Origin of the sequence: Jeongeupia sp. USM3 (assembly GCF_001808185.1) — a bacterium.
GTDB lineage: Bacteria > Pseudomonadota > Gammaproteobacteria > Burkholderiales > Chitinibacteraceae > Jeongeupia.
In genome coordinates this window covers 1,223,760-1,243,472 of the sequence record NZ_CP017668.1, presented here as the reverse complement: position 1 = coordinate 1,243,472, position 19,713 = coordinate 1,223,760, and the positions used below count along the sequence as shown (strand labels likewise).

General features: G+C 66.8%; 22 protein-coding genes. 12 read left to right on the top strand and 10 right to left on the bottom strand.

All coding sequences use genetic code 11. The features are described from left to right. The first annotated feature begins 57 nt into the window (after positions 1–57). From BJP62_RS05730 to BJP62_RS05720, 3 genes are read left to right on the top strand one after another with little or no spacing between them, the layout of a single operon-like run. On the top strand, positions 58–834 hold the full coding sequence (locus BJP62_RS05730) for a TatD family hydrolase (RefSeq protein ID WP_070527630.1): 777 nt from the start codon (positions 58–60) through the stop codon (positions 832–834). Next, on the top strand, positions 831–1,622 hold the full coding sequence (locus BJP62_RS05725) for an MBL fold metallo-hydrolase (RefSeq protein WP_070527628.1): 792 nt from the start codon (positions 831–833) through the stop codon (positions 1,620–1,622). The genes BJP62_RS05730 and BJP62_RS05725 overlap by 4 nt, the downstream gene beginning before the upstream one ends. Beyond that, positions 1,615–1,989, top strand: a complete 375-nt coding sequence (locus tag BJP62_RS05720) for a DUF2237 family protein (RefSeq protein ID WP_070527625.1) — start codon at positions 1,615–1,617, stop codon at positions 1,987–1,989. Before BJP62_RS05725 ends, BJP62_RS05720 begins: the two co-directional genes overlap by 8 nt. 81 nt (positions 1,990–2,070) lie before the next feature. On the opposite strand, the gene BJP62_RS05715 is transcribed toward BJP62_RS05720, so the two are convergent. The 7 genes from BJP62_RS05715 to BJP62_RS05685 all read right to left on the bottom strand — a co-directional run bounded on the left by BJP62_RS05715 (position 2,071) and on the right by BJP62_RS05685 (position 8,258). Then, positions 2,071–2,673 (bottom strand): membrane integrity-associated transporter subunit PqiC, encoded by a 603-nt coding sequence (locus BJP62_RS05715; protein WP_070527622.1) that lies wholly within the window; start codon positions 2,671–2,673, stop codon positions 2,071–2,073. Beyond that, positions 2,670–4,325, bottom strand: a complete 1,656-nt coding sequence (locus BJP62_RS05710) for an intermembrane transport protein PqiB (protein WP_070527619.1) — start codon at positions 4,323–4,325, stop codon at positions 2,670–2,672. The genes BJP62_RS05715 and BJP62_RS05710 overlap by 4 nt, the downstream gene beginning before the upstream one ends. After that, the gene (locus BJP62_RS05705) at positions 4,309–4,953 is read right to left on the bottom strand and encodes a paraquat-inducible protein A (RefSeq protein ID WP_070527617.1); all 645 of its coding nucleotides are present in this window, start codon (positions 4,951–4,953) and stop codon (positions 4,309–4,311) included. The genes BJP62_RS05710 and BJP62_RS05705 overlap by 17 nt, the downstream gene beginning before the upstream one ends. Continuing rightward, positions 4,950–5,576 carry a paraquat-inducible protein A gene (locus tag BJP62_RS05700; RefSeq protein ID WP_070532364.1) on the bottom strand — a complete coding sequence of 209 codons (627 nt, stop codon included), beginning with the start codon at positions 5,574–5,576 and terminating at the stop codon, positions 4,950–4,952. The genes BJP62_RS05705 and BJP62_RS05700 overlap by 4 nt, the downstream gene beginning before the upstream one ends. A 152-nt stretch (positions 5,577–5,728) precedes the next feature. Further along, positions 5,729–6,502 (bottom strand): MetQ/NlpA family ABC transporter substrate-binding protein, encoded by a 774-nt coding sequence (locus BJP62_RS05695; RefSeq protein WP_070527614.1) that lies wholly within the window; start codon positions 6,500–6,502, stop codon positions 5,729–5,731. Between the two features lie 64 nt (positions 6,503–6,566). Continuing rightward, positions 6,567–7,247: a methionine ABC transporter permease gene (locus BJP62_RS05690; protein WP_070527611.1), complete on the bottom strand. Its 681-nt coding sequence runs from the start codon at positions 7,245–7,247 to the stop codon at positions 6,567–6,569. Then, positions 7,248–8,258 (bottom strand): methionine ABC transporter ATP-binding protein, encoded by a 1,011-nt coding sequence (locus BJP62_RS05685; RefSeq protein ID WP_205700967.1) that lies wholly within the window; start codon positions 8,256–8,258, stop codon positions 7,248–7,250. A gap of 270 nt (positions 8,259–8,528) precedes the next feature. On the opposite strand from BJP62_RS05685, the gene guaA reads away from it, so the two are divergent. After that, entirely contained in the window at positions 8,529–10,097 is a 1,569-nt protein-coding gene (gene guaA / locus BJP62_RS05680) for a glutamine-hydrolyzing GMP synthase (RefSeq protein WP_070527609.1), read from the top strand. 148 nt (positions 10,098–10,245) lie between these two features. Here guaA and BJP62_RS05675 read toward each other — a convergent pair whose 3' ends face one another. Continuing rightward, on the bottom strand, positions 10,246–11,142 hold the full coding sequence (locus BJP62_RS05675) for a LysR family transcriptional regulator (protein ID WP_070527606.1): 897 nt from the start codon (positions 11,140–11,142) through the stop codon (positions 10,246–10,248). A 116-nt stretch (positions 11,143–11,258) separates the two neighbouring features. On the opposite strand from BJP62_RS05675, the gene BJP62_RS05670 reads away from it, so the two are divergent. Then, positions 11,259–12,452, top strand: a complete 1,194-nt coding sequence (locus BJP62_RS05670; protein ID WP_070527603.1) for a serine hydrolase — start codon at positions 11,259–11,261, stop codon at positions 12,450–12,452. Further along, positions 12,449–13,630: an MFS transporter gene (locus BJP62_RS05665; protein WP_070527600.1), complete on the top strand. Its 1,182-nt coding sequence runs from the start codon at positions 12,449–12,451 to the stop codon at positions 13,628–13,630. Before BJP62_RS05670 ends, BJP62_RS05665 begins: the two co-directional genes overlap by 4 nt. Positions 13,631–13,691: 61 nt before the next feature. On the opposite strand, the gene BJP62_RS05660 is transcribed toward BJP62_RS05665, so the two are convergent. After that, positions 13,692–14,591 carry a LysR family transcriptional regulator gene (locus BJP62_RS05660; RefSeq protein ID WP_205700966.1) on the bottom strand — a complete coding sequence of 300 codons (900 nt, stop codon included), beginning with the start codon at positions 14,589–14,591 and terminating at the stop codon, positions 13,692–13,694. A gap of 2 nt (positions 14,592–14,593) precedes the next feature. On the opposite strand from BJP62_RS05660, the gene BJP62_RS05655 reads away from it, so the two are divergent. The 5 genes from BJP62_RS05655 (at position 14,594) to BJP62_RS05635 (ending at position 18,619) form a co-directional block, all read left to right on the top strand. Next, a complete protein-coding gene (locus BJP62_RS05655) occupies positions 14,594–15,184 on the top strand; it encodes a cupin domain-containing protein (RefSeq protein ID WP_205700965.1) in 591 nt (196 codons plus the stop codon). 6 nt (positions 15,185–15,190) lie between these two features. Then, positions 15,191–15,484, top strand: a complete 294-nt coding sequence (locus BJP62_RS18825; RefSeq protein ID WP_070527594.1) for a hypothetical protein — start codon at positions 15,191–15,193, stop codon at positions 15,482–15,484. A gap of 178 nt (positions 15,485–15,662) precedes the next feature. After that, the gene (locus BJP62_RS05645; protein ID WP_070527592.1) at positions 15,663–16,811 is read left to right on the top strand and encodes a sigma-54-dependent Fis family transcriptional regulator; all 1,149 of its coding nucleotides are present in this window, start codon (positions 15,663–15,665) and stop codon (positions 16,809–16,811) included. Between the two features lie 113 nt (positions 16,812–16,924). Next, positions 16,925–18,130 (top strand): MFS transporter, encoded by a 1,206-nt coding sequence (locus tag BJP62_RS05640; RefSeq protein WP_070527589.1) that lies wholly within the window; start codon positions 16,925–16,927, stop codon positions 18,128–18,130. A gap of 153 nt (positions 18,131–18,283) precedes the next feature. Then, the gene (locus BJP62_RS05635; protein ID WP_308417869.1) at positions 18,284–18,619 is read left to right on the top strand and encodes a DUF2325 domain-containing protein; all 336 of its coding nucleotides are present in this window, start codon (positions 18,284–18,286) and stop codon (positions 18,617–18,619) included. Positions 18,620–18,663: 44 nt separating this feature from the next. On the opposite strand, the gene BJP62_RS05630 is transcribed toward BJP62_RS05635, so the two are convergent. Beyond that, on the bottom strand, positions 18,664–19,056 hold the full coding sequence (locus BJP62_RS05630) for a VOC family protein (RefSeq protein ID WP_070527586.1): 393 nt from the start codon (positions 19,054–19,056) through the stop codon (positions 18,664–18,666). A 214-nt stretch (positions 19,057–19,270) separates the two neighbouring features. On the opposite strand from BJP62_RS05630, the gene BJP62_RS05625 reads away from it, so the two are divergent. After that, the gene (locus BJP62_RS05625) at positions 19,271–19,675 is read left to right on the top strand and encodes a VOC family protein (protein ID WP_070527583.1); all 405 of its coding nucleotides are present in this window, start codon (positions 19,271–19,273) and stop codon (positions 19,673–19,675) included. Positions 19,676–19,713: the final 38 nt, after the last annotated feature.

Sequence of the window (19,713 nt, the reverse complement as noted above, 5' to 3'; positions counted from 1 at the left end):
CTCATTTAAACTTGGGGATTGCCAAGCGCCTCGCCGCTTTGAGAGATGTCGTCCACCATGTTTGTCGATTCGCACTGCCACATCAATTTTCCCGAACTCGCCGAGCGCCGCGTCGAGCTGCTCGCGGCGATGGCGGAAAACCGCGTCAGCCATGCGCTGTGCGTGTCGGTGAACCTGCCCGAGTGGCCGAGCGTGATCGCGATGGCCGAATCGGCGCCCAACCTGTTCGCGTCGGTCGGCGTGCACCCGGACTACGAGGACGTCGACGAACCGACCGTCGAAGGGCTGGTCGAGCTGGCCAGACACCCGAAGGTGATCGCGATCGGCGAAACCGGGCTCGACTACTACCGGCTCGAGGGTGACCTCGAATGGCAGCGCGAGCGCTTTCGCGTGCACATCCGCGCCGCGAAGCAGACCGGTTTGCCGCTGATCATCCACACCCGCTCGGCGTCGGACGACACGATCCGCATCCTCAGGGAAGAGGGCGCCGACGCGGTCGGCGGCGTGATGCACTGCTTCACCGAAAGCTGGCAGGTGGCGCAGGCGGCGATGGCGCTCGGTTTCTACATTTCGTTCTCGGGCATCGTCACGTTCAAGAAGGCCGAGGAGCTGAAGGACGTTGCCCGCCGGGTGCCGCTCGAGCGGATGCTGATCGAGACCGATTCGCCGTATCTGGCGCCGATGCCGTTCCGCGGCAAGATGAACCAGCCGGCGTGGGTCCGGCACGTCGGCGAGCATATCGCCGATCTGCGCGGCATTCCGGTGGCCGAGGTCGCCGAGGCGACGACGGCCAACTTCTTCACGCTGTTCGCCCGGGCGCAGGCCGTCGCATGAGTACCGCGGTCGAGGTCGTCCTGCTCGGGGTCGGCTCCAGCGGCGGTACGCCGGCGCTCGGCTGCAGCTGCCCGACGTGCACCTCGGGCGATCCGCGCAACCGGCGCACCCGCGCGTCGGCGGTATTCCGCGCCGGCGGCCAGACCTTTCTGATCGACACCGGCCCGGACCTGCGATCGCAGGCGCTGCGCGAGAACCTGCTGCGCGTCGACGCTGTGCTCTACACGCATCCGCACGCCGACCACCTGAACGGCATCGACGACCTGCGCGCGTGGTGCTGGCTGCAGAAGGCCGCACTGCCGGTATTCGGCAACCGGCTGATGCTGACGCACATCCGCGAGCGCTTTCCCTACACGCTGTTTGCGCCGAACGAGTACTGGGACAAGCCGGTGCTGCAGTTGCACGAGGTCGGGCACGAAGCGTTCGAGTTCGGCGGCGTCGGGATCACCCCGATTCCGCTCTTGCACGGCAAGTGGCCGATCCTGGGTTTTCGCATCGGCAACGCCGCCTACCTGACCGACGTGTCCGAGATTCCCGAAGCCAGCCTGCCGCTGCTCGAAGGACTGGACGTACTGCTGCTCGACTGCCTGCGCAACACGCCGCACCCGACGCACTTCAGCGTCGACCAGGCGCTCGCCGCTGCGGCGCGGATCGGCGCGCGACGGACGGTGCTGATCCACATGACGCACGAACTCGAATACCACGCGCTGTCGGCCCGGCTGCCGGAGGGGATCGTCGTCGGCTACGATGGCATGACCCTGGTCAGCGAAGGAGAGCGCGTTGGCTGATCGCCGTTTCAACGTGTTCGGTGAACCGCTGCTGCCGTGCAGCGTCGACCCGCTGACCGGTTTCCTGCGCGACGGCTGCTGTGCCGAGCATGCCGACGATCCCGGCCAGCACACCGTGTGTACCCGCGTCACTGCCGACTTCCTGGCGTTCTCGCGCGAGCAGGGCAACGACCTGAGCACGCCGCGGCCCGAGTACGGTTTTCCGGGGCTCAAGCCCGGCGATCAGTGGTGCGTCTGCGCGATGCGCTGGATCGAGGCGCTGCTGGCCGGCCATGCGCCGCCGATCGTGCTGGCGGCGACCGACGAGGCGATCCTCGACGCGGTGTCGCTGGAGACGCTGGTCGCGTACGCGATCGACCGGCCCTAGGCGCGACCGCCGCCAGCCCGTCGCTCGTCCTGCAGTAAAAAAGGCGCCCCGCGGGGCGCCTTTTTTCGGTCCGTTGAGGACTTACTTCGCCGGAGCCGCGACCAGCGGTTTGAGTTCGGCACCGATCTGCTGCGACAGCCGGGTCACGAGTCGCCCGTGCGCGGCGACCAGCGCGTCGTAGCCGCCGTCCCTGGCCGCTTCGCTGGCGCTGAAGCGGCCGTTCTTCACCGCCTTGCCGCCGGCATCGGTGACGCGCCACAGCGCATCGAGCGTTGCGCTGCCGCCGAGCACCGAGTCGAAGCGCTGGATGTCGACGGCGACGCGGTAGCTCGCCTCGCTGGCGGCGAGTTGCGACGGCGTTGCGACCGGTGCGCCGAGCTGGCGGCCGAGCTGCTCGGCGATCGCCGCGGCCAGATCGCTGCGCAGCGGCTGGATCCAGCGGCGCTGGTCGAGGATGCGCAACTCGCCCGATTGCTGGACGACGAGCTGCGGCCGGTCAACCGCTTCGGGGATCGTCACCGCGGCGATGGCGACCGGCACGCTGGCGCTGCCGCCGAGCGCCGGCGCATCGACGAGCGCCGCGCTGCCAAGGCTGTAGAAGTATTCCTTCGGGGCGCTGGCGCAACCGGTGGCGATCAGTGCGGCCACACCGGCGGCGAGCAGGGTACGGGTAAGGCGGGTCATGGTTTTTCCTCCGGTTTGCCGCGCAGCAGCGACTCGGGGTGGCGTTCGAGATAATCGGCGAGATTGCGCAGCGATTCGGCGGCGCGACTGACTTCCTTGAGCGTATTGCCCATGTTCTGCTGCAGCGGCGAGCCGTCGGCGATCACCTGCTGTGCCGTCGCCAGTGTGGCCTTGGCCTGGGCGAGCGTCTTCGCGGCTTCGGTGGCCACGTCGCCGTCGAGGTGGTCGATCAGCTTGTTGGTCCGGTCTATCGTGCTGTCGAGGTTCTGCAGCGCCTTGCGCAGGTCCTGGCTGATGCCGTCGAACGGGATGCTGTCGACCTTCTTGAGGATGCTGGCGGCGGTGTTCTGCATGTCGCCAAAGCTGCCCGGCGTAGTCGGGATAGCCACCGGATCCTCGCTCCAGTTGACCTTGGCCTTGCCGACGTTCGGGAAGAAGTCGAGCGCGATGTAGAGCTGGCCGGTGAGCAGGTTGCCGGTGCGCAGCTGGGCGCGGAAACCGTGGTCGACAAAGGCGTCGATGATCTTGTGGTGCGGGGTGCCGCTGTCTTGCAACGGGTTGCCGCTGCCCTTGCGATAGCGGGCCTTGAGCCGGCTCGGGTAGATCAGCACTTCGACCGGGAACAGCAGGTTCTTGGCCTTGCGGTCGTATTCGAGGTTGATCGACTTGACCTCGCCGATGACGATGCCGCGGAAGTCGATCGGCGCGCCGACCGACAGGCCGCGCAGGCTTTCCTGGAAGTACATCACGAAGGTCTGGGCATCGGCTTCCGGTGTTTTCATCGCCAGCACCTGGTCGGGGAACAGCCGGAAGGCGGAGTTCTCCGGCGCGCGCGCGGTGTCGGTGTTGTCGTTCGGTTCCTGGAAGGCGATGCCGCCGGCGACGATGCTGGCGAGCGATTCGGTCCGCACCCGGAAACCGTTGGCGTCGAGACTGACGTCGAGGCCGCTGGCCTGCCAGAAGCGCGTGTTCAGCGTCACGTACTTGTCGTACGGCGCATTGACGAAGACGTTCATCGTCACGCCCTTGCCGTTCGGATTGAGCTGGTAGCCGGTAACCTGGCCGACGAGGATGCGCCGGTAGTAGATCGGCGAGCCGACGTCGAGCGAGCCGATCTCGGCGGTGTTGAGCACGAACTGCCGGCCCGGCAGGCCCGAGGTGACAATCGGCGGGGTTTCCAGCCCGGCGTAGTGGCGCTGGCTGTCCTTGCTCTTGCCGATGTCCATGCCGATGTAGGCGCCGGACAGCAGCGTATCGAGGCCGGAGACACCGCCGGCACCGACGCGCGGCCGGACTACCCAGAAGCGCGTGTCCTTGACCAGCATGCTGTCGGTGTCCTTGGCCAGCTCGGCGGTGGCGATCACCGACTGGCGATCGGGCGCGAGCACGACGCGTTTGATCAGGCCGATGTCGACGTCCTTGTACTTGAGCTTGGTCTTGCCGGCCTCGATGCCCTCGGCCGAGCGGAAGGTGATGGTGATCTCGGGGCCGCGGTCGAGCACGGCCTTGACCGCCAGCCAGCCGCCGATCAGCGCGGCGACGATCGGGATGACCCACACCAGCTGCAGCGAACGCTTTTTCGGCGGGTCTTCCTTGGCCTCGGGTAAGCGATTGATGGGATCGGGGCCGAGCGGGTCAGTGGCTTGTGTCATGGTTTTCTCCTGAAGCTTCTTGTTCTTCGTCGATCGGATCCCAGATCAGCCGCGGGTCGAAACTCATCGCCGACAACATCGTCAGCACGACGACGATGGCGAAGGCGACCGCGGCCGGGCCGGCGGCGATCGACGCGAGCGACTGCACCTGCACCAGCGCCGCGAGGATGGTGACGACGTAGATGTCGAGCATCGACCAGCGGCCGACGAATTCGACCAGCCGGTACAGTTTGATCCGCTGTTGCGGTTGCCAGCGCGAGCGGCGCTGGCAGGTGATCAGCAGCAGCAGGATGGCGATCATCTTCAGCAGCGGCACCATGATGCTGGCGAAGAACACCAGCGCCGCCAGTGGCCATTCACCGCTGGTCCACAGGTAGACGACGCCGCTCAGAATCGTGTCGGCCTGGGTGCCGACGATCGAGCCGGTGATCATCATCGGCAGCGTGTTGGCGGGAATGTAGAGGATGATTGCCGCGATCAGGTAGGCCCAGGTCTTGGCGAGGCTGGCAGGCTTGCGGAAATGCAGCGCCGCGCCGCAGCGCGGGCAGTGGCCGTGTCCGCCGGGCAGGCGCGAGAGCAGGCCGCAATCGTGGCAGTTCGCCAGACGCATCCGTTGCGCGGTGGTCATTTCAGTTGCTCCAGCCGGCGCCAGATCAGGTCGGTGTGGATCGAGCCGAGCATGGCCGCCATCAGCGGGATCAGCAGCACCAGCGCCCACAGCGAGACGCCGGGAATCACCGCGGCGTAGGCCATCAGCTTGACGACCGAGACGAGGATGCCGAGCAGATAGACCTCGATCATGCCCCACGGGCGCGACAGGTGCAGCAGCCGCAGCAGCTCGGCCGCACCGGGCGGGCGGCGCCCGAGTTGCATCAGCCCGAGCAGGTAGATCAGCAGCAGCAGCGTCAGCGACGGCACGATCAGCGTCGTCAGCGCGACCAGCACGGCGACGATGGGGACATGGGTGGTCCACAGATGCGCAACTGCGCCGAACATGCTCGTCGACAGCACATTGCCCTGCATGTCGATGGCGACGATCGGAAAGGCGTTGGCGACGATGAACAGCAGCAGCGAGGCGACCGTCAGCGCCAGCGTGCGGTTCAGCGCATCCGGATGATAGCGGTAGACTTCGGCGCCGCAGCGGCAGCAGCGGACGACGCGCGCCCTGGGCGGGTAGTGCAGCCGCTGCAGCTGGTCGCACTCGTGGCAGGCGATCAGTTCGACGGCTTCGGTGGCGCTGTCGGTGGGCACGGACAACGGTCGTCTCCAGAAGCGTAAGCGGTCAGGCCTGCTTATGCCGGATGAATCGGTATTTGGCGTAAGCATAACCGATGTGGCGTATTTGCGAGCCAGCAAAAGCCCGGCAGACGCCGGGCTCGTTTTGCGCTAGATGCGGGCGACGATCAGAACGCCGGCACCACGGCGCCCTTGTACTTGTCGAGGATGAACTTCTTGGTGGCCGGGCTGGTCAGCGCGGCGGCAAGCTTCTTCATCGCGGCGCTGTCCTTGTTGTCCGGACGGGCGACGAGGATGTTCACGTACGGCGACTGGCTGCCTTCGATCGCCAGTGCGTCCTTGGTCGGGTTCAGCTTGGCTTCGAGCGCGTAGTTGGTGTTGATCAGGGCGATGTCGACCTGGTTCAGCACGCGCGGCAGCATGGCGGCTTCGAGTTCGCGGATCTTCAGCTTCTTCGGGTTCTGCACGATGTCGCGCTGGGTTGCCGACAGGTTGGCCGAATCCTTCAGCTTGATCAGGCCGGCCTTCTCGAGCAGCAGCAGCGCGCGGCCGCCGTTGGTCGCGTCGTTCGGGATCGCCACGGTGGCGCCTTCCTTCAGCTCGGCGAGCTTCTTGACCTTGCCCGAGTAGATGCCGAACGGCTCGATATGCACGCCGGTCACGGTCACGAGGTTGGTGCCCTTGCCCTTGTTGAACTCATCGAGGTAGGGCTTGTGCTGGAAGAAGTTGGCGTCGAGCTTCTTTTCCGCGACCTGGACGTTCGGCTGCACGTAGTCGGTGAAGACCTTGACGTCGAGCGTCACGCCTTCCTTGGCCAGCGTCGGTTTGACGAACTCGAGGATCTCGGCGTGCGGTACGGCGGTGGCGCCGACGACGAGCTTGTCGGCCGCGGTGGCGTTCAGCGCGACGGCCGCCGCGATCAGAGCGAGGATCTTCTTCATTGCTTTCTCTCCTTGTGGGACTTATCTAAAACCGGCCGCATCCGGGTGGGACGGCCGGCGGGTTTCACTTGCGGGAAAAATGGGTAACGAGGCGATCGCCGGCCATCTGCAGCGCCTGCACCAGCACCAGCAGCAGGATGACGGTGACGACCATCACGTCGGTCTGGAAGCGCTGGTAGCCGTTGCGGACCGCCAGATCGCCGAGACCGCCGCCGCCGACGAGGCCGGACATCGCCGAGTACGACACGAGCGTGATCGCGGTGACCGTCGCCGCGGCGAGGATGCCGGGCAGCGCTTCGGGCAGCAGCGCGCCGAGGACGATCTGCCGCGTCGTCGCGCCCATCGCCTGCGTTGCCTCGATGATGCCGCGGTCGACTTCGCGCAGCGCGGTTTCGACCAGCCGGGCAAAGAACGGCGTCGCGCCGACGACCAGCGGCGGCACCACGCCGGCGACGCCGAACGAGGTGCCGGTGATCAGCGTCGTCAGCGGGATCATCACGATCAGCAGGATCACGAAGGGTACCGAGCGCAGCACGTTGACGACGAAGGACAGCACGCCGTAGACGAGCGGCTGGGCCAGCAGCTGGCGCCTTCCGGTCAGGAACAGCAGTACGCCGAGCGGCAGGCCGAGGACCAGCGTGAACAGCAGCGACCAGCCGAGCATCGAAAACGTGTCTTGGCAGGCTTGCCACAGGTCGATCCAGTCGACGTTCGGCAGCAGGGTGGGGATCAGGGTATCCAGCATTTAGCGCAGCGCCTCGACGGTCAGTCCTTCAGATGCAAATCGGGCCAGCGCCGCATCAACGTCGCCGCCGGTCAGCGCCAGCGTCAACTGGCCGTACGGCGTGTCCTTGATCCGGTCGATGCGGCCGGCGAGGATGGAAAAATCGACGCCGCAGTCGCGCGCGACCTTGCCGAGCACCGGTTCGTACGTCGCCTCGCCACGGAACGTCAGCCGGACGATGCGGCCCGGGACATGGGCGAAATCGTCGTTCTGTTCGTTTTCGTCGACGTGCTCGGACTCCTGCACGAAGCGCCTCGTGGTGACGTGCTTCGGGTGCAGGAACACGTCGGCCACCGGGCCGTGTTCGACGATCTTGCCGCCGTCGAGCACCGCGACGCGGTCGCAGATCGTGCGGATCACGTCCATTTCGTGGGTGATCAGCACGATGGTCAGGCCCAGCTCGCGGTTGATCTCGGCCAGCAGCCGCAGCACCGACTGCGTCGTCTGCGGGTCGAGCGCGCTCGTCGCCTCGTCGCAGAGCAGGATTTTCGGTTCGGTTGCCAGCGCGCGGGCGATGCCGACGCGCTGCTTCTGGCCGCCCGAGAGTTGGCGCGGATACTTGTCGGCATGTTCGGCCAGGCCGACGCGTGCCAGCAGTTCGGTGACGCGGGCGTCGATCTCGGCGCGGCTCTTCGTGCCGGCGAGCCTGAGCGGGAAGGCGACGTTGTCGGCAACGGTCTTGCTCGACAGCAGGTTGAAGTGCTGGAAGATCATGCCGATGCGGCGGCGCAGCGCGCGCAGTGCATCGTCGTCGAAACGGGTGATGTCGTCGCCGTCGATCAGCAGCTCGCCGCCGGTCGGGCGCTCGAGCAGGTTGATCAGCCGGACCAGCGTCGACTTGCCGGCGCCGGAGTGGCCGATCATGCCGAAGATTTCGCCGGGGTTGATCGTCAGGTCGATGCCCGACAGCGCGGGCACATCGCGTCCGCCGACGCGGTAAGACTTGTGGATATTCTTGAACTGGATGGTCACAAAGCAACCTTGTGGGTGCGCGCGGTCTTTGGATGTCTCGGCTCTTGGCCGCAAGGGCGGTATTTTAGCCAAGCGCTATATAACGGCAAAATCTTTCTGGAGATAAACAAATCTCACAAGGGAATTATGCACTTCAAATGTAATCCGCGCGGGTCGCCCGCCAGGGCCGGTCCGGACCGATCGGACGCCTGCGGGCCCGGCAGGCTCGCGGCAAGGGCTTTATCGCGTTAAAATAACAGGTTACTCGTTACCTGAAATCTGGAACCGGCAATGGATCAAGCCCTGGACAAAATCCTCATCCTCGACTTCGGCTCGCAAGTCACCCAGCTGATCGCACGGCGCGTGCGCGAAGCCCATGTCTACTGCGAACTGCATTCGTTCGACATGTCGATCGACGACGTTCGTGCGTTCAACCCGAAGGGGATCATCCTGTCCGGCGGCCCGAACTCGGTGTACGAGAGTGATTACCAGGCCGATCCTGCGCTGTTCGAACTCGGCATCCCGGTGTTCGGCATCTGTTACGGCATGCAGTGGATGGCGCAGTCGCTCGGCGGCCAGGTCGACGCCGGCCATCTGCGCGAGTTCGGTTTTGCCGAAATCCGCGCCCGCAACCACAGCAGGCTGTTCAACGGCATCGAAGACCGCGTTGGCGAGCACGGCGAGGGCTTCCTCGAAGTGTGGATGAGCCACGGCGACAAGGTGACCGCGCTGCCGGACGGCTTCAAGATGATCGCCGAAACCCCGTCGTGCCCGATTGCGGCGATGGCCGATGAGGACAAGGGCTTCTACGGCGTGCAGTTCCACCCCGAGGTGACGCACACGATCAAGGGCCGCGACATGCTCAACCGCTTCGTGCTCGACATCGCCGGCTGCAAGCCGAGCTGGACGATGCCGAACTACGTCGAGCAGGCCGTCGAGCGCATCCGCGAACAGGTCGGCAGCGACGAGGTCATCCTCGGCCTGTCGGGCGGCGTCGATTCGTCGGTCGCCGCGGCGCTGATCCACCGCGCGATCGGCGACCAGCTGACCTGCGTGTTTGTCGACAACGGTCTGCTGCGCCTGAACGAAGGCGAGCAGGTGATGAACATCTTCAACAAGCATCTCGGCGTGAAGGTCATCCACGTCAACGCGACCGCGCAGTTCATGGGCCATCTGGCCGGCGTGAGCGACCCGGAAGCCAAGCGCAAGATCATCGGCCGCGAATTCGTCGAAGTGTTCCAGGCCGAGTCGGCCAAGCTGCCGTCGGCCAAGTGGCTGGCGCAGGGCACGATCTATCCGGACGTGATCGAGTCGGCCGGCGCCAAGACCGGCAAGGCGCACGCGATCAAGAGCCACCACAACGTCGGCGGCCTGCCCGATACGCTGAAGCTGCAGCTGCTCGAACCGCTGCGCGACCTGTTCAAGGACGAAGTGCGCGAACTCGGCGTCGCCCTCGGCCTGCCGCACGAGATGGTCTACCGCCACCCGTTCCCGGGCCCGGGCCTCGGCGTGCGCGTGCTCGGCGAAGTGAAGCAGGAATACTGCGACCTGCTGCGCCGCGCCGATGCGATCTTCATCGACGAGCTGCGCGCCTTCGACTGGTACGACAAGACCAGCCAGGCGTTCGCGGTGTTCCTGCCGGTGAAGTCGGTCGGCGTGATGGGCGACGGCCGTACCTATGAATACGTGGTGGCGCTGCGTGCGGTGCAGACCAGCGACTTCATGACCGCCAAGTGGGCCGAACTGCCGTACGAACTGCTCGGCAAGGTATCGAACCGGATCATCAACGAAGTCCGCGGCATCAACCGCGTCGTCTACGACGTGAGCGGCAAGCCGCCGGCGACGATCGAGTGGGAATGATCCGGCCGCGCTTCACCGGTCGATGGTGAACGCTTAAACCCAAGAAACCCCGGGCCGATGCCCGGGGTTTTGTGTTTCCGGGTTTGACGGGCGATGCACGGAGCAGGAGCTTCCGGTCGGTCGTCCATCCCGGGCAATAGGGCGGGATTCAGCCTGGCGGCGCCGGAAACACCCGCGCGCAGAGGAAGTCGACCAGCGCGCGGACCTTGGGCGAGGGATGCTTGCTGGCGGGCCAGAGCACATGGAAGACGCCGGTGCGTTCGACATGATCGGCCAGTACGACCCGCAAGCGTCCGTTCGCCAGATGCTCCCTGACCGAGAATTCGGGCAGAAAGGCGATACCCAGCCCCTGCAGTGCAAAGCACACGCGCGTCTCGATGTTGTTGCAGATCATCGACGTGGGCAAGGGCAGCTCGGGCTCGCCGGCAGCACGGCGCAACGACCAGGTTTCCAGTTTGCCGCTGTTGGGAACGCGGTAATGCAGGCAGGCGTGCGCCAGCAGATCGGCCGGCACTTCGGGCGTCCCTCGTCGCATCAGGTAGTCGGGCGAGGCCACCAGCATCGAACCGAAGGTACCCAGCCTGCGCGCCGACAGGCGCGAGTCCGTCGGGTTGCCGGTTCTGACCACGGCATCGAAGCCTTCTTCGATCACATCGACCAAGCGGTCGGTGAAGTCCAGATCCAGTTCGATCTCCGGGTAGGCGCGCATGAACTCGCCGAGCACCGGCAGCACCAGCGAGCTGACCAGGGGCAGGCTGACCCGCAGGCGGCCGCGCGGCGCTGCCGTCGCCTGCGACAATTCCAGCTCGGCCGCCTCGATTTCGGCAAGGATGCGCCGGCTGCGTTCCAAGAACAGCGTGCCCTCGGCCGTCAGCGTGACGCTGCGGGTGCTGCGGTGGAACAGGCGCACGCCAAGCTTTTCCTCCAGACGCGCCACGCTCTTGCCGACGGCGGAGGCCGATACGCCCAGCAGCCGGCCGGCCGCGACGAAGCTGCGTGTCTCGGCAACCTGCACGAACACCATGAAGCCGCTCAGGCTGTCCACCGCGCACCTCCATTGCGGACAGAATATTCCGCTTAACGCGGAACTCTACCCCACTTTTTCTTCAATTGCGGGCTTTATATCGTGGCGGGGATGTCCACCGATGAAAGGAACTCCCCGTGTCGATTCCCGCATTTCCGCTGCGTACAGGCGTCCCGCCCGCGCAACTTTCCGCCTGCATCCGGGCTGCCGTTCAGCAGGTGCTGGACGAGCGGCGTCTGGTCGGCGCCGTGGTGCTGGTTGCCCGCGACGGCGAACTGATCCACCGCCAGGCGGCCGGCTGGGCCGACCGCGAAAGCCGCCGGACGATGACCATGGATGCGGTCTTCCGGCTGGCATCGGCGAGCAAGCCCGTCGTTTCGACGGCGGCGCTGGTGCTGGTGGCGCAAGGCCGGCTGGGTCTTGATGACGGTATCGACCGCTGGCTGCCCGGGTTCCGACCACGGCTGGCCGATGGCCGGCCTGCGCGGATTACCGCCCGGCAACTGCTCAGCCATACGGCGGGGCTGGGCTACCGCTTTTTCGAAGCCGATGCGGACGGCCCCTATGCGCGGGCCGGCGTGTCGGACGGCATGGATGCGTCCGGCATCGGCCTGGACGAAAACCTGCGCAGGGTTGCCGGCGTGCCGCTGTTGTACGAGCCGGGCACGGCCTGGGGCTATTCGCTGGCGACCGACGTGCTGGGTGCCCTGATCGAACGGGTGCATGGCGCGCCGCTGGACGCGGCCGTGCGCGCGCTCGTGACCGGGCCGCTGGGCATGGCGGATACCGGCTTTGTCGCACAGGATGCGCGGCGCGTGGCGACCGCCTACGTGAACAACGCCTCGCAGCCGCACCCGCTGGCGGAAGGTGAAACCGTTTCACCGTTCGAGGGGACGGTCGGCATTCGCTACAGCCCGGCGCGCATCTTCGATCCGCACGCGTTTCATTCGGGCGGCGCGGGCATGGCGGGGACGGCCGACGATCTGCTGCGCCTGCTGGAGACCTTGCGGCAGGACAGCGGCACGCTCCTGCCCAAAGCGCTGATCGCGGAAATGGCGCGGGACCAGACGGGGGGACAGGCGCTGCCCAATGCACCGGGCTTCGGTTTCGGACTGGGGTTCTCGGTCTTGCGCGACCCGGCGCAGGCCGCTTCGCCCGAATCGGAAGGGACCTGGCGCTGGGGTGGCGCCTACGGCCATTCCTGGTTCGTGGACCGGGCGCTGGGGCTCAGCGTCGTCGCGTTCACCAACACCTTGTACGAAGGCATGTCGGGGCGTTTCGTCACCGATCTGCGCGATGCGGTCTACGGTGCCCTGGAGGCCGCACGATGAAGCCGGCCCCGCAAAACCGCATGCCGATCGCACCGCTGCTGGCGCTGGCCATGGCGGCCTTCATTACCGTCCTGACCGAGGCGCTGCCGGCGGGGCTGCTGCCCCAGATGGCGCAGGGCCTCGCCGTTTCCGAAGCCTGGGTCGGCCAGACCGTCACCATCTATGCCATCGGCTCCCTGGTGACCGCCATTCCGCTGACGGCGGCCACGCAAGGGCTTCGTCGCCGGCCCCTGCTGTTGGCCGCCATTGCCGGCTTCGCCATCGCCAACACGGTGACGACGCTTTCCACCAGCTACGGCGTGACGATGGTGGCGCGTTTCCTGGCGGGGGTATCGGCGGGCCTGCTGTGGGCGCTGCTGGCCGGCTATGCCGCACGCATGGTGCCCGAACACCAGAAGGGCCGCGCCATCGCGATCGCCATGGTCGGTACGCCGCTGGCGCTTTCGCTGGGTGTACCGGCCGGTGCCTACTTCGGCACGCTGGTGGGCTGGCGTGCCTGCTTCGGCATCATGAGCGTGCTTGCGCTGGTCCTGCTGGTCTGGGTGCGTCTGCAGGTGCCCGACTTCGCCGGGCAGGCCAAGGGCAAGCGGCATTCGCTTGCACAGGTCATCCGGCTACCGGGCGTGCGCTCCGTGCTGTTCGCCGTGCTGGCCTTCGTGCTGGCGCACAACCTGCTCTACACCTATATCGTCCCGTTCTTGGCGACGGCTGGCATGGCCGAGCGGACGGATCTGGTGCTGCTGGTCTTCGGCATCACGTCGCTGGCCGGCATCTGGATCGTCGGAGTGCTGATCGACCGCCATCTACGGGTACTGACCCTGGCCAGCACGGGGCTGTTTGGCCTGGCGGCGTTGGCGCTGGGGGCGGCCAGCGAGACGCCGGGCATCGTCTACACGGCGGTCGGCGTCTGGGGACTGGCGTTTGGTGGTGCGGCGACGCTGTTCCAGACTGCACTCGCTACAAGCACCGGAGAGGCGGCGGACGTCGCCCAGTCCATGCTGGTGACGGCCTGGAACACCGCCATCGCGGGCGGCGGCGTCGTCGGCGGCGTGCTGCTCGAGCGGCTCGGCGTGGGTGCGTTCTCGCCGGCTTTGCTGGTGCTGCTCGGCGTGACGATGGTCGTGGTGTGGACCGCAAAGCGGTACGGCTTTCCGGCGTCCGTGGAGGGGGCCGCCTAGCGCCCGGCCGTACCCGGACAGCAAGCTTGAACGGCGGTCTTCGTGGCCTAGGACCGCTCGTTCATGCCGAGACCCGCAGAAAGCGCGTCGTGGCCTCGACCAGATGCCGGAAGACGACGGCCACGCGCCGTACGTTCCGCAGGCTTTCCGGCATCGCCAGCCACACCGCCAGATCGAAGCCGAAGCGCTCGTCCAGCACCCGGACCAGGCCATCGCGCTGCGCGATCGCATGGTGACAGGGGCCGATGCCCAGGCCCGCCCTGATCGCGGCGAGCTGTGCTAGGTGGTTGTCGGTGCGTATCGCGGTGCGGACGTGGTCGACCGGATAGCCATGCAGGGCCAGTGTTTCCCAGTCCTTCGACGACCGGTCCGGCGTGATCAGCGGCCAGTCGCCCAGCGCATCCAGCGTCGTCGGCAAGCCGTGGCGCGCAATGAGTTCGGGGGTACCGTACAAGCCGACGCGAGTGATGCCGGCACGCTGCGCGACCAGCGAATCGTGATCGGGCCGGACGGTTCGCAATGCAATGTCGGCCTCGTGCTCGATCAGGTCTTCCAGCCGGTCGGACAGCGCCAGCTCGATCCCGATCCCGGCATGGTTTGCGCGCAGCGGCGCCAGCAAGGTCGGCAACACCTCGACCCCGAGCAGCCCGCTGGTCGTCAGTCGCACCTTGCCGGCCAGCGCGCCGGCATCGGCGCTGGCGCCGCGCTGCAAAGCCGCGGCGGCCCGCTCCATCGCCTCGAGGTGGGGGAGCAGGCCGAGCGCGGTCTGCGTCGGCACCACCGCCGCCGTGCCGCGGGTGAACAGGGCCACGCCCAGGGCGGCCTCCAGCGCCTCGATACGGCGCCGGACCGTGGGCTGGCTTACGCCCAGGACGCGTGCGGCACCCAGCAGGCTGCCTTCGCGCAACACCGCAAGCAGCACTCGCTGGTCATCCCATTCGGGGGCGTTTGTGGTCATCATAAATGTTCAGTGACTGGATCAATGACGACAATATTATTCAACAACCGGGTCGGGCACCATGGCCGCTTTCTTCCGGAATCAATGCCGTGTCCCCCATCCTCAATCTTGCGGAAGTCGAACTGGCCCCGCTCCCGGCGCCGTTTGCCCCAACCGGCGCCGCCGCCGCCCATTACGCGCCGCAGCTTGCCCGGCTCGCCAGCCGCCTTGGCAGCGACCGCCTCGGTGCCAACCTGATTGCCCTGGCACCGGGCAAGCGCGCGTTTCCGTTCCACTCGCACCGGGCCAGCGACGAGCTTTTCTATGTCCTCTCCGGCTGTGGCGAGCTGCGCTACGGCACGCAAACCTATCCGATCCGCGCCGGCGACTTCATCGCCTGCCCGGCGGGCGGGCCGGAGACGGCGCACCAGATCCACAACTCGGGCGCGACGGAACTGCGTTACCTCGCCATCGGTACGAACGCGTCGCCCGACATCGTCGAGTATCCGGATGTCCGGCAGTTCAGGGCGCATGCAGGCGGGCCCGGCGAGACGGGGTTCGAGATCGTCGCCAGCCTCGATCGGACGGCAGACTACTGGGCGCTGCCCGAGGAATAAGGAGACATGCATCTGCGGGTGCCGGTCGGCGCACCGGTGCTGCCCGCAAACACCCGCTTCGGACCAAAGGGCAGACTGCCGCTGCGGCTCCGCCGTCGTTCGGCTGGTCTTGAAGCAGTTCAGTTGATTCAGTACCGGTTCGGCAGCGCGGCGCTCGGCGCCGGCCTGCTGCGCGGCAGCCTCGGCGCGTACACCGCAGCAACGTGGATTTCGGGCGGGCTGTGCCTGCTCGGCGCTGTGCTGGTGCTGCGGATCAAGCGCGGCCACCTTGCCGTTTCTCCGGCGGCACAAGCGGCCTGACGGCGGGAGGGGGCGTGCAGGGGGGGCGGGACCGGCCCGCTGACAACTTTCGCCGCATATCCCGTTTGGTGATTTTTATCTGATTTGTAATTCTTTGTTGGAATAAGAAGGGCGGGTTAAATTGCCTGGCACAACAATCGTGCCGCGCCGCAACACCGGGCGGGCCAAGGAGACCGAGATGGATGCCGCCCCGACCTTTTTGTCCTTTGCCGCAAGCGATGCGGCGCCGCTGTCGATCCGCGCCAAGGCCGCCGTGTTTGCCGATCAGGCCTCGCGTGCGCTGCTGCAGCAGCTCGAGCGGATCGCGCCGTCGACGATGCCGGTGCTGGTGATCGGCGAAACCGGCACTGGCAAGGAGCTGATTGCCCGGCACATCCACCAGCTCAGTGGCCGCCAGGGGCCGTTCGTTGCGGTCAATTGCGGCGCGATCAGTGAACAGCTGGCCGAGAGCGAGCTGTTCGGCCACGAGGCCGGCGCCTTCACCGGCGCCGTGGCGCGGCGCGAGGGCTGGTTCGAGGCCGCGCACCACGGCACGCTGTTTCTCGACGAAATCGGCGATCTGCCGCTGGCGCTGCAGGTGAAGCTGCTGCGCGTGCTGCAGGAGGGCGAGGTCGTGCGCGTCGGTGCGCGCAAGCCGATTCCGGTCGATGTGCGACTGCTGGCGGCAACCAACGTCGACCTGGCCGATGCGGTCGCGGCCGGCCATTTCCGTCTCGACCTGCTGTACCGGCTCAACATTGCCCAGCTGCGTCTGCCGCCGCTGCGCGAACGGCGCGGCGACATCCTGCCGCTGGTCGACTACTTCATCGGCCGCTACAGCCAGCGGCTGCAACAGACACCGCCGCATCTGTCCGATGGTGCCGCGCAGGCGCTGTCCGATTACGGCTGGCCCGGCAACATCCGCGAGCTCGAGAACGTCGTGCACTTTGCCTTGCTGGTCGCCAGCGGCGGCGAGATCCGCGCCGAACACCTGAAGCTGGCGGGGGCGCCGACGCGGGCGGCATCGCCGTCGGGCAGTCATTTACAAGCGCCGCTGGCGGGAGGGCATGCCCAGACGCCGCTGCTGGCGGGAGGTCATGTCCAAGCGCCGCCGCTGGCGGCGGTGGGCCAGCAGCTGCGCACGCTGTTCGCGGCCGGCCAGCCGGGGCTGTTCAACGAACTCGAACGGCTGATCCTGAACGAGGCCTACCGCCACAGCGGTTACAACCAAGTCCGCGCGGCGGCGCTGCTGGGGATATCGCGCAATGTGCTGCGCACGCTGCTCAAGCGTCACGGCATGCTGCGCGACAGCGAGCCGGCGTGGCGCGGTGATGCCGTCGCTGCCTGAGTTTGCCGGCCAGAAGATTGTTTTTTTTATTGTTTCATCGGGTAATGTGTCAACCTTGCCCGCTGCGTCGCCGTTAGGCGGGAAGCCCTTCCTGCCTTTCGTCGTCCGAGTCCATGCCAGCCGATTCCCTGCGTCACCACCGTCCCTTCCTCGCCTTCTGGTCCGCGCAGGTCATGACCGCCGGCGGTTTCCAGGTCCTGACCGTCGCCATCGGCTGGCAGATGTACACGCTGACCGGCAGCGCGCTCGACCTGGGCCTGACCGGGCTGTTCGAGTTCCTGCCGCGCGTGCTGTTCATGCTGCAGATCGGCCATGTCGCCGACAAGTACGAGCGCCGGCTGATCTGCGCGCTGACCAAGGCGCTGCAGGTGGCCGGAGCGCTGCTGCTGTTCGCCGGCAGCATCGGCGGCTGGCTCAACCGCGAGACGATCTTCGCCGTCGCCTTCCTGCTCGGCACCGCGCGGGCGTTCGAAATGCCGGCGATGCAGGCGCTGCTGCCGGGCATCGTTCCGGCGCCGTTGCTGCCGACCGCGGTCGCCGCTGCCGCGTCGGCGCGCCAGGCGGCGATCATCATCGCACCGGCGATCGGCGGCTTCCTGTACGCGGTCGGCCCGGACCTGACCTACGGGCTGTCGGCGCTGGCGTACGCGATCGCCACCGGGCTGATGTTCGCGCTGCCGCAGCAGAAGCCGCAGGGCGGGGCGCAGAAGGCGACGCTCGACAATCTGCTGGCCGGCATCCGCTTCATCCGCTCGCGGCCGGACATCCTCGGCGCGATCTCGCTCGACCTGTTCGCGGTGCTGCTCGGCGGGGCGACCGCGCTGCTGCCGATTTTCGCCAAGGACATCCTGCACACCGGGCCGTGGGGGCTGGGGCTGCTGCGCTCGGCGCCGGCGGTCGGGGCGATCGCGATGTCGGTCTGGCTTGCGCACCATCCGCTGCGCCATCGCGTCGGCCGGACGATGTTCGCCGCCGTCGCCGCGTTCGGCGTCGCGACCATCGTCTTCGGCGTGTCGACACAGTTCTGGCTGTCGCTGGCGGCGCTGGTCGTGCTCGGCGCGGCCGACATGGTGTCGATGGTGATCCGCGGCACCTTCGTGCAGCTGGAAACGCCGGACACGATGCGCGGCCGCGTCAGCGCGGTCAACGGCCTGTTCATCGGCGCGTCGAACCAGCTCGGCGAGTTCGAATCCGGCGTGACCGCGGCGCTGTTCGGGCCGATGCTGGCGGTGGTGCTCGGCGGCGTCGGCACGCTGGCGGTGGTCGTGGTCTGGATGCGGCTGTTCCCGACCCTGGCGCAGCGCGACACGCTGCATTGAACCGGCGCGCTTGCCCTGCGGCTGCCTGTACCACCCAGGCTGACAGGCTGGGTGGTTTATATTTCATTTGGAATATTGATCTGAATTGATATTCTTTGTTGTTCTATTTGCGCCCGGCTAATCTGGCCATACAGCCCGCGCAAGGACAACAAGATGACCGCTCATGCCACACAGGCCGCCGCGCGCGCCGACGCGCTGCAGGCCTACATCGTCGGTGCCGACTCGCTCGGCAACATACCCGATGTGCTCGCCGGCTACGGCATCCGCATCGGCCACCATATCACCGGCCGCAACCCGTCGCATCAGCGCCGCCCCAGCGGCATCAAGGGCATGGACATCGTGATCCTGTTCACCGACTTCCTCGGCCACAACGTGATGCGCAACTTCCGTTCGGCCGCGCAGGCCGAGAACGTGCGCTTCGTCGCCTGCCGCCGTTCGACGTGCGCGCTGGCGGCGTCGCTGGAGCGGATCGGCGCGCAGGCGCGCTGAAACGGCCACCCCGGGCGGGAATGTCGTGGCGGCCGGTGCGGGTCTCAGCCGGCCATCGGCGTGCACAGCTCGACCAGGATGCCGTCCGGGCAGCGCACGTAGGACACGGTCTGCCCCCAGGGCTTGTCGGCCGGCGCTGCCAGTTCGGTCGCACCGGCTTTGAGCGCGGCGGCATGGGCGGCGGCAACGTCGTCGGTGACCAGTGCGATCTCGAAGCCCAGCGGCTTGGGCGAATCATGCGCGGCGACGTGGCCGCCGGGGAAGTTCGTGTCGCCGAGCGCGTGGTCGGCAAACGCCAGCGCGGTTTCGCCGGTCTCGAGCTCGCCATAGCAGCCCGATTCGTGCAGGAAGCGGCGGCGCAGTCCGAACGCCGATTCGAAGAACGCCAGCGACGCCGCTACGTCCGGGACGTAGATGATCGTGTAGCCGAGTTTCATGTTGCTGCCTCGTGTTGATGACCGGTATCGGATGGTACGCGGTGGCAACCGTTCACCGTTGCCACAGCTTTCTGGCAGCCTACTCGAATTCATCTTTTAATTGCATCTGGCCTGATCTGATCGCAAGGCTGGGGAATGAAAGCGACATGACATTGTGATAAAAAGGCGCACCGGGCGTCATGGCGGCGCCCGTTCCCACCGAAAGGATGCTTCCATGGCCCAGCAAGTGTTCATCAATCTCGCGGTCGACGACCTCGAGCGGTCCAAAACCTTCTTCGCCGCGCTCGGTTACACCTTCAATCCGCAGTTCACCGACGACAACGCCGCGTGCATGGTCATCAGCGACACGATCTACGCGATGCTGCTGGTCAAGCCGTTCTTCCAGAACTTCACCGAGAAGAAGCTGGTCGACGCGCATACGCAGATCGAGACGCTGACCTGCCTGTCGTGCGACAGCCGCGAAGCGGTCGATGCACAGATCGCCAAGGCCGTCGCCGCCGGGGGCAGGACCCCTCGGCCGCCCCAGGACTACGGCTTCATGTACAGCCACGGCTTCGAAGACCTCGACGGTCACCTGTGGGAACTGATGTATATGGATCCGGCGCACGTGCAGTCGTAGGTCGCCCGCGCCGGACGACGGGTGTCCGGCGCGTTTGC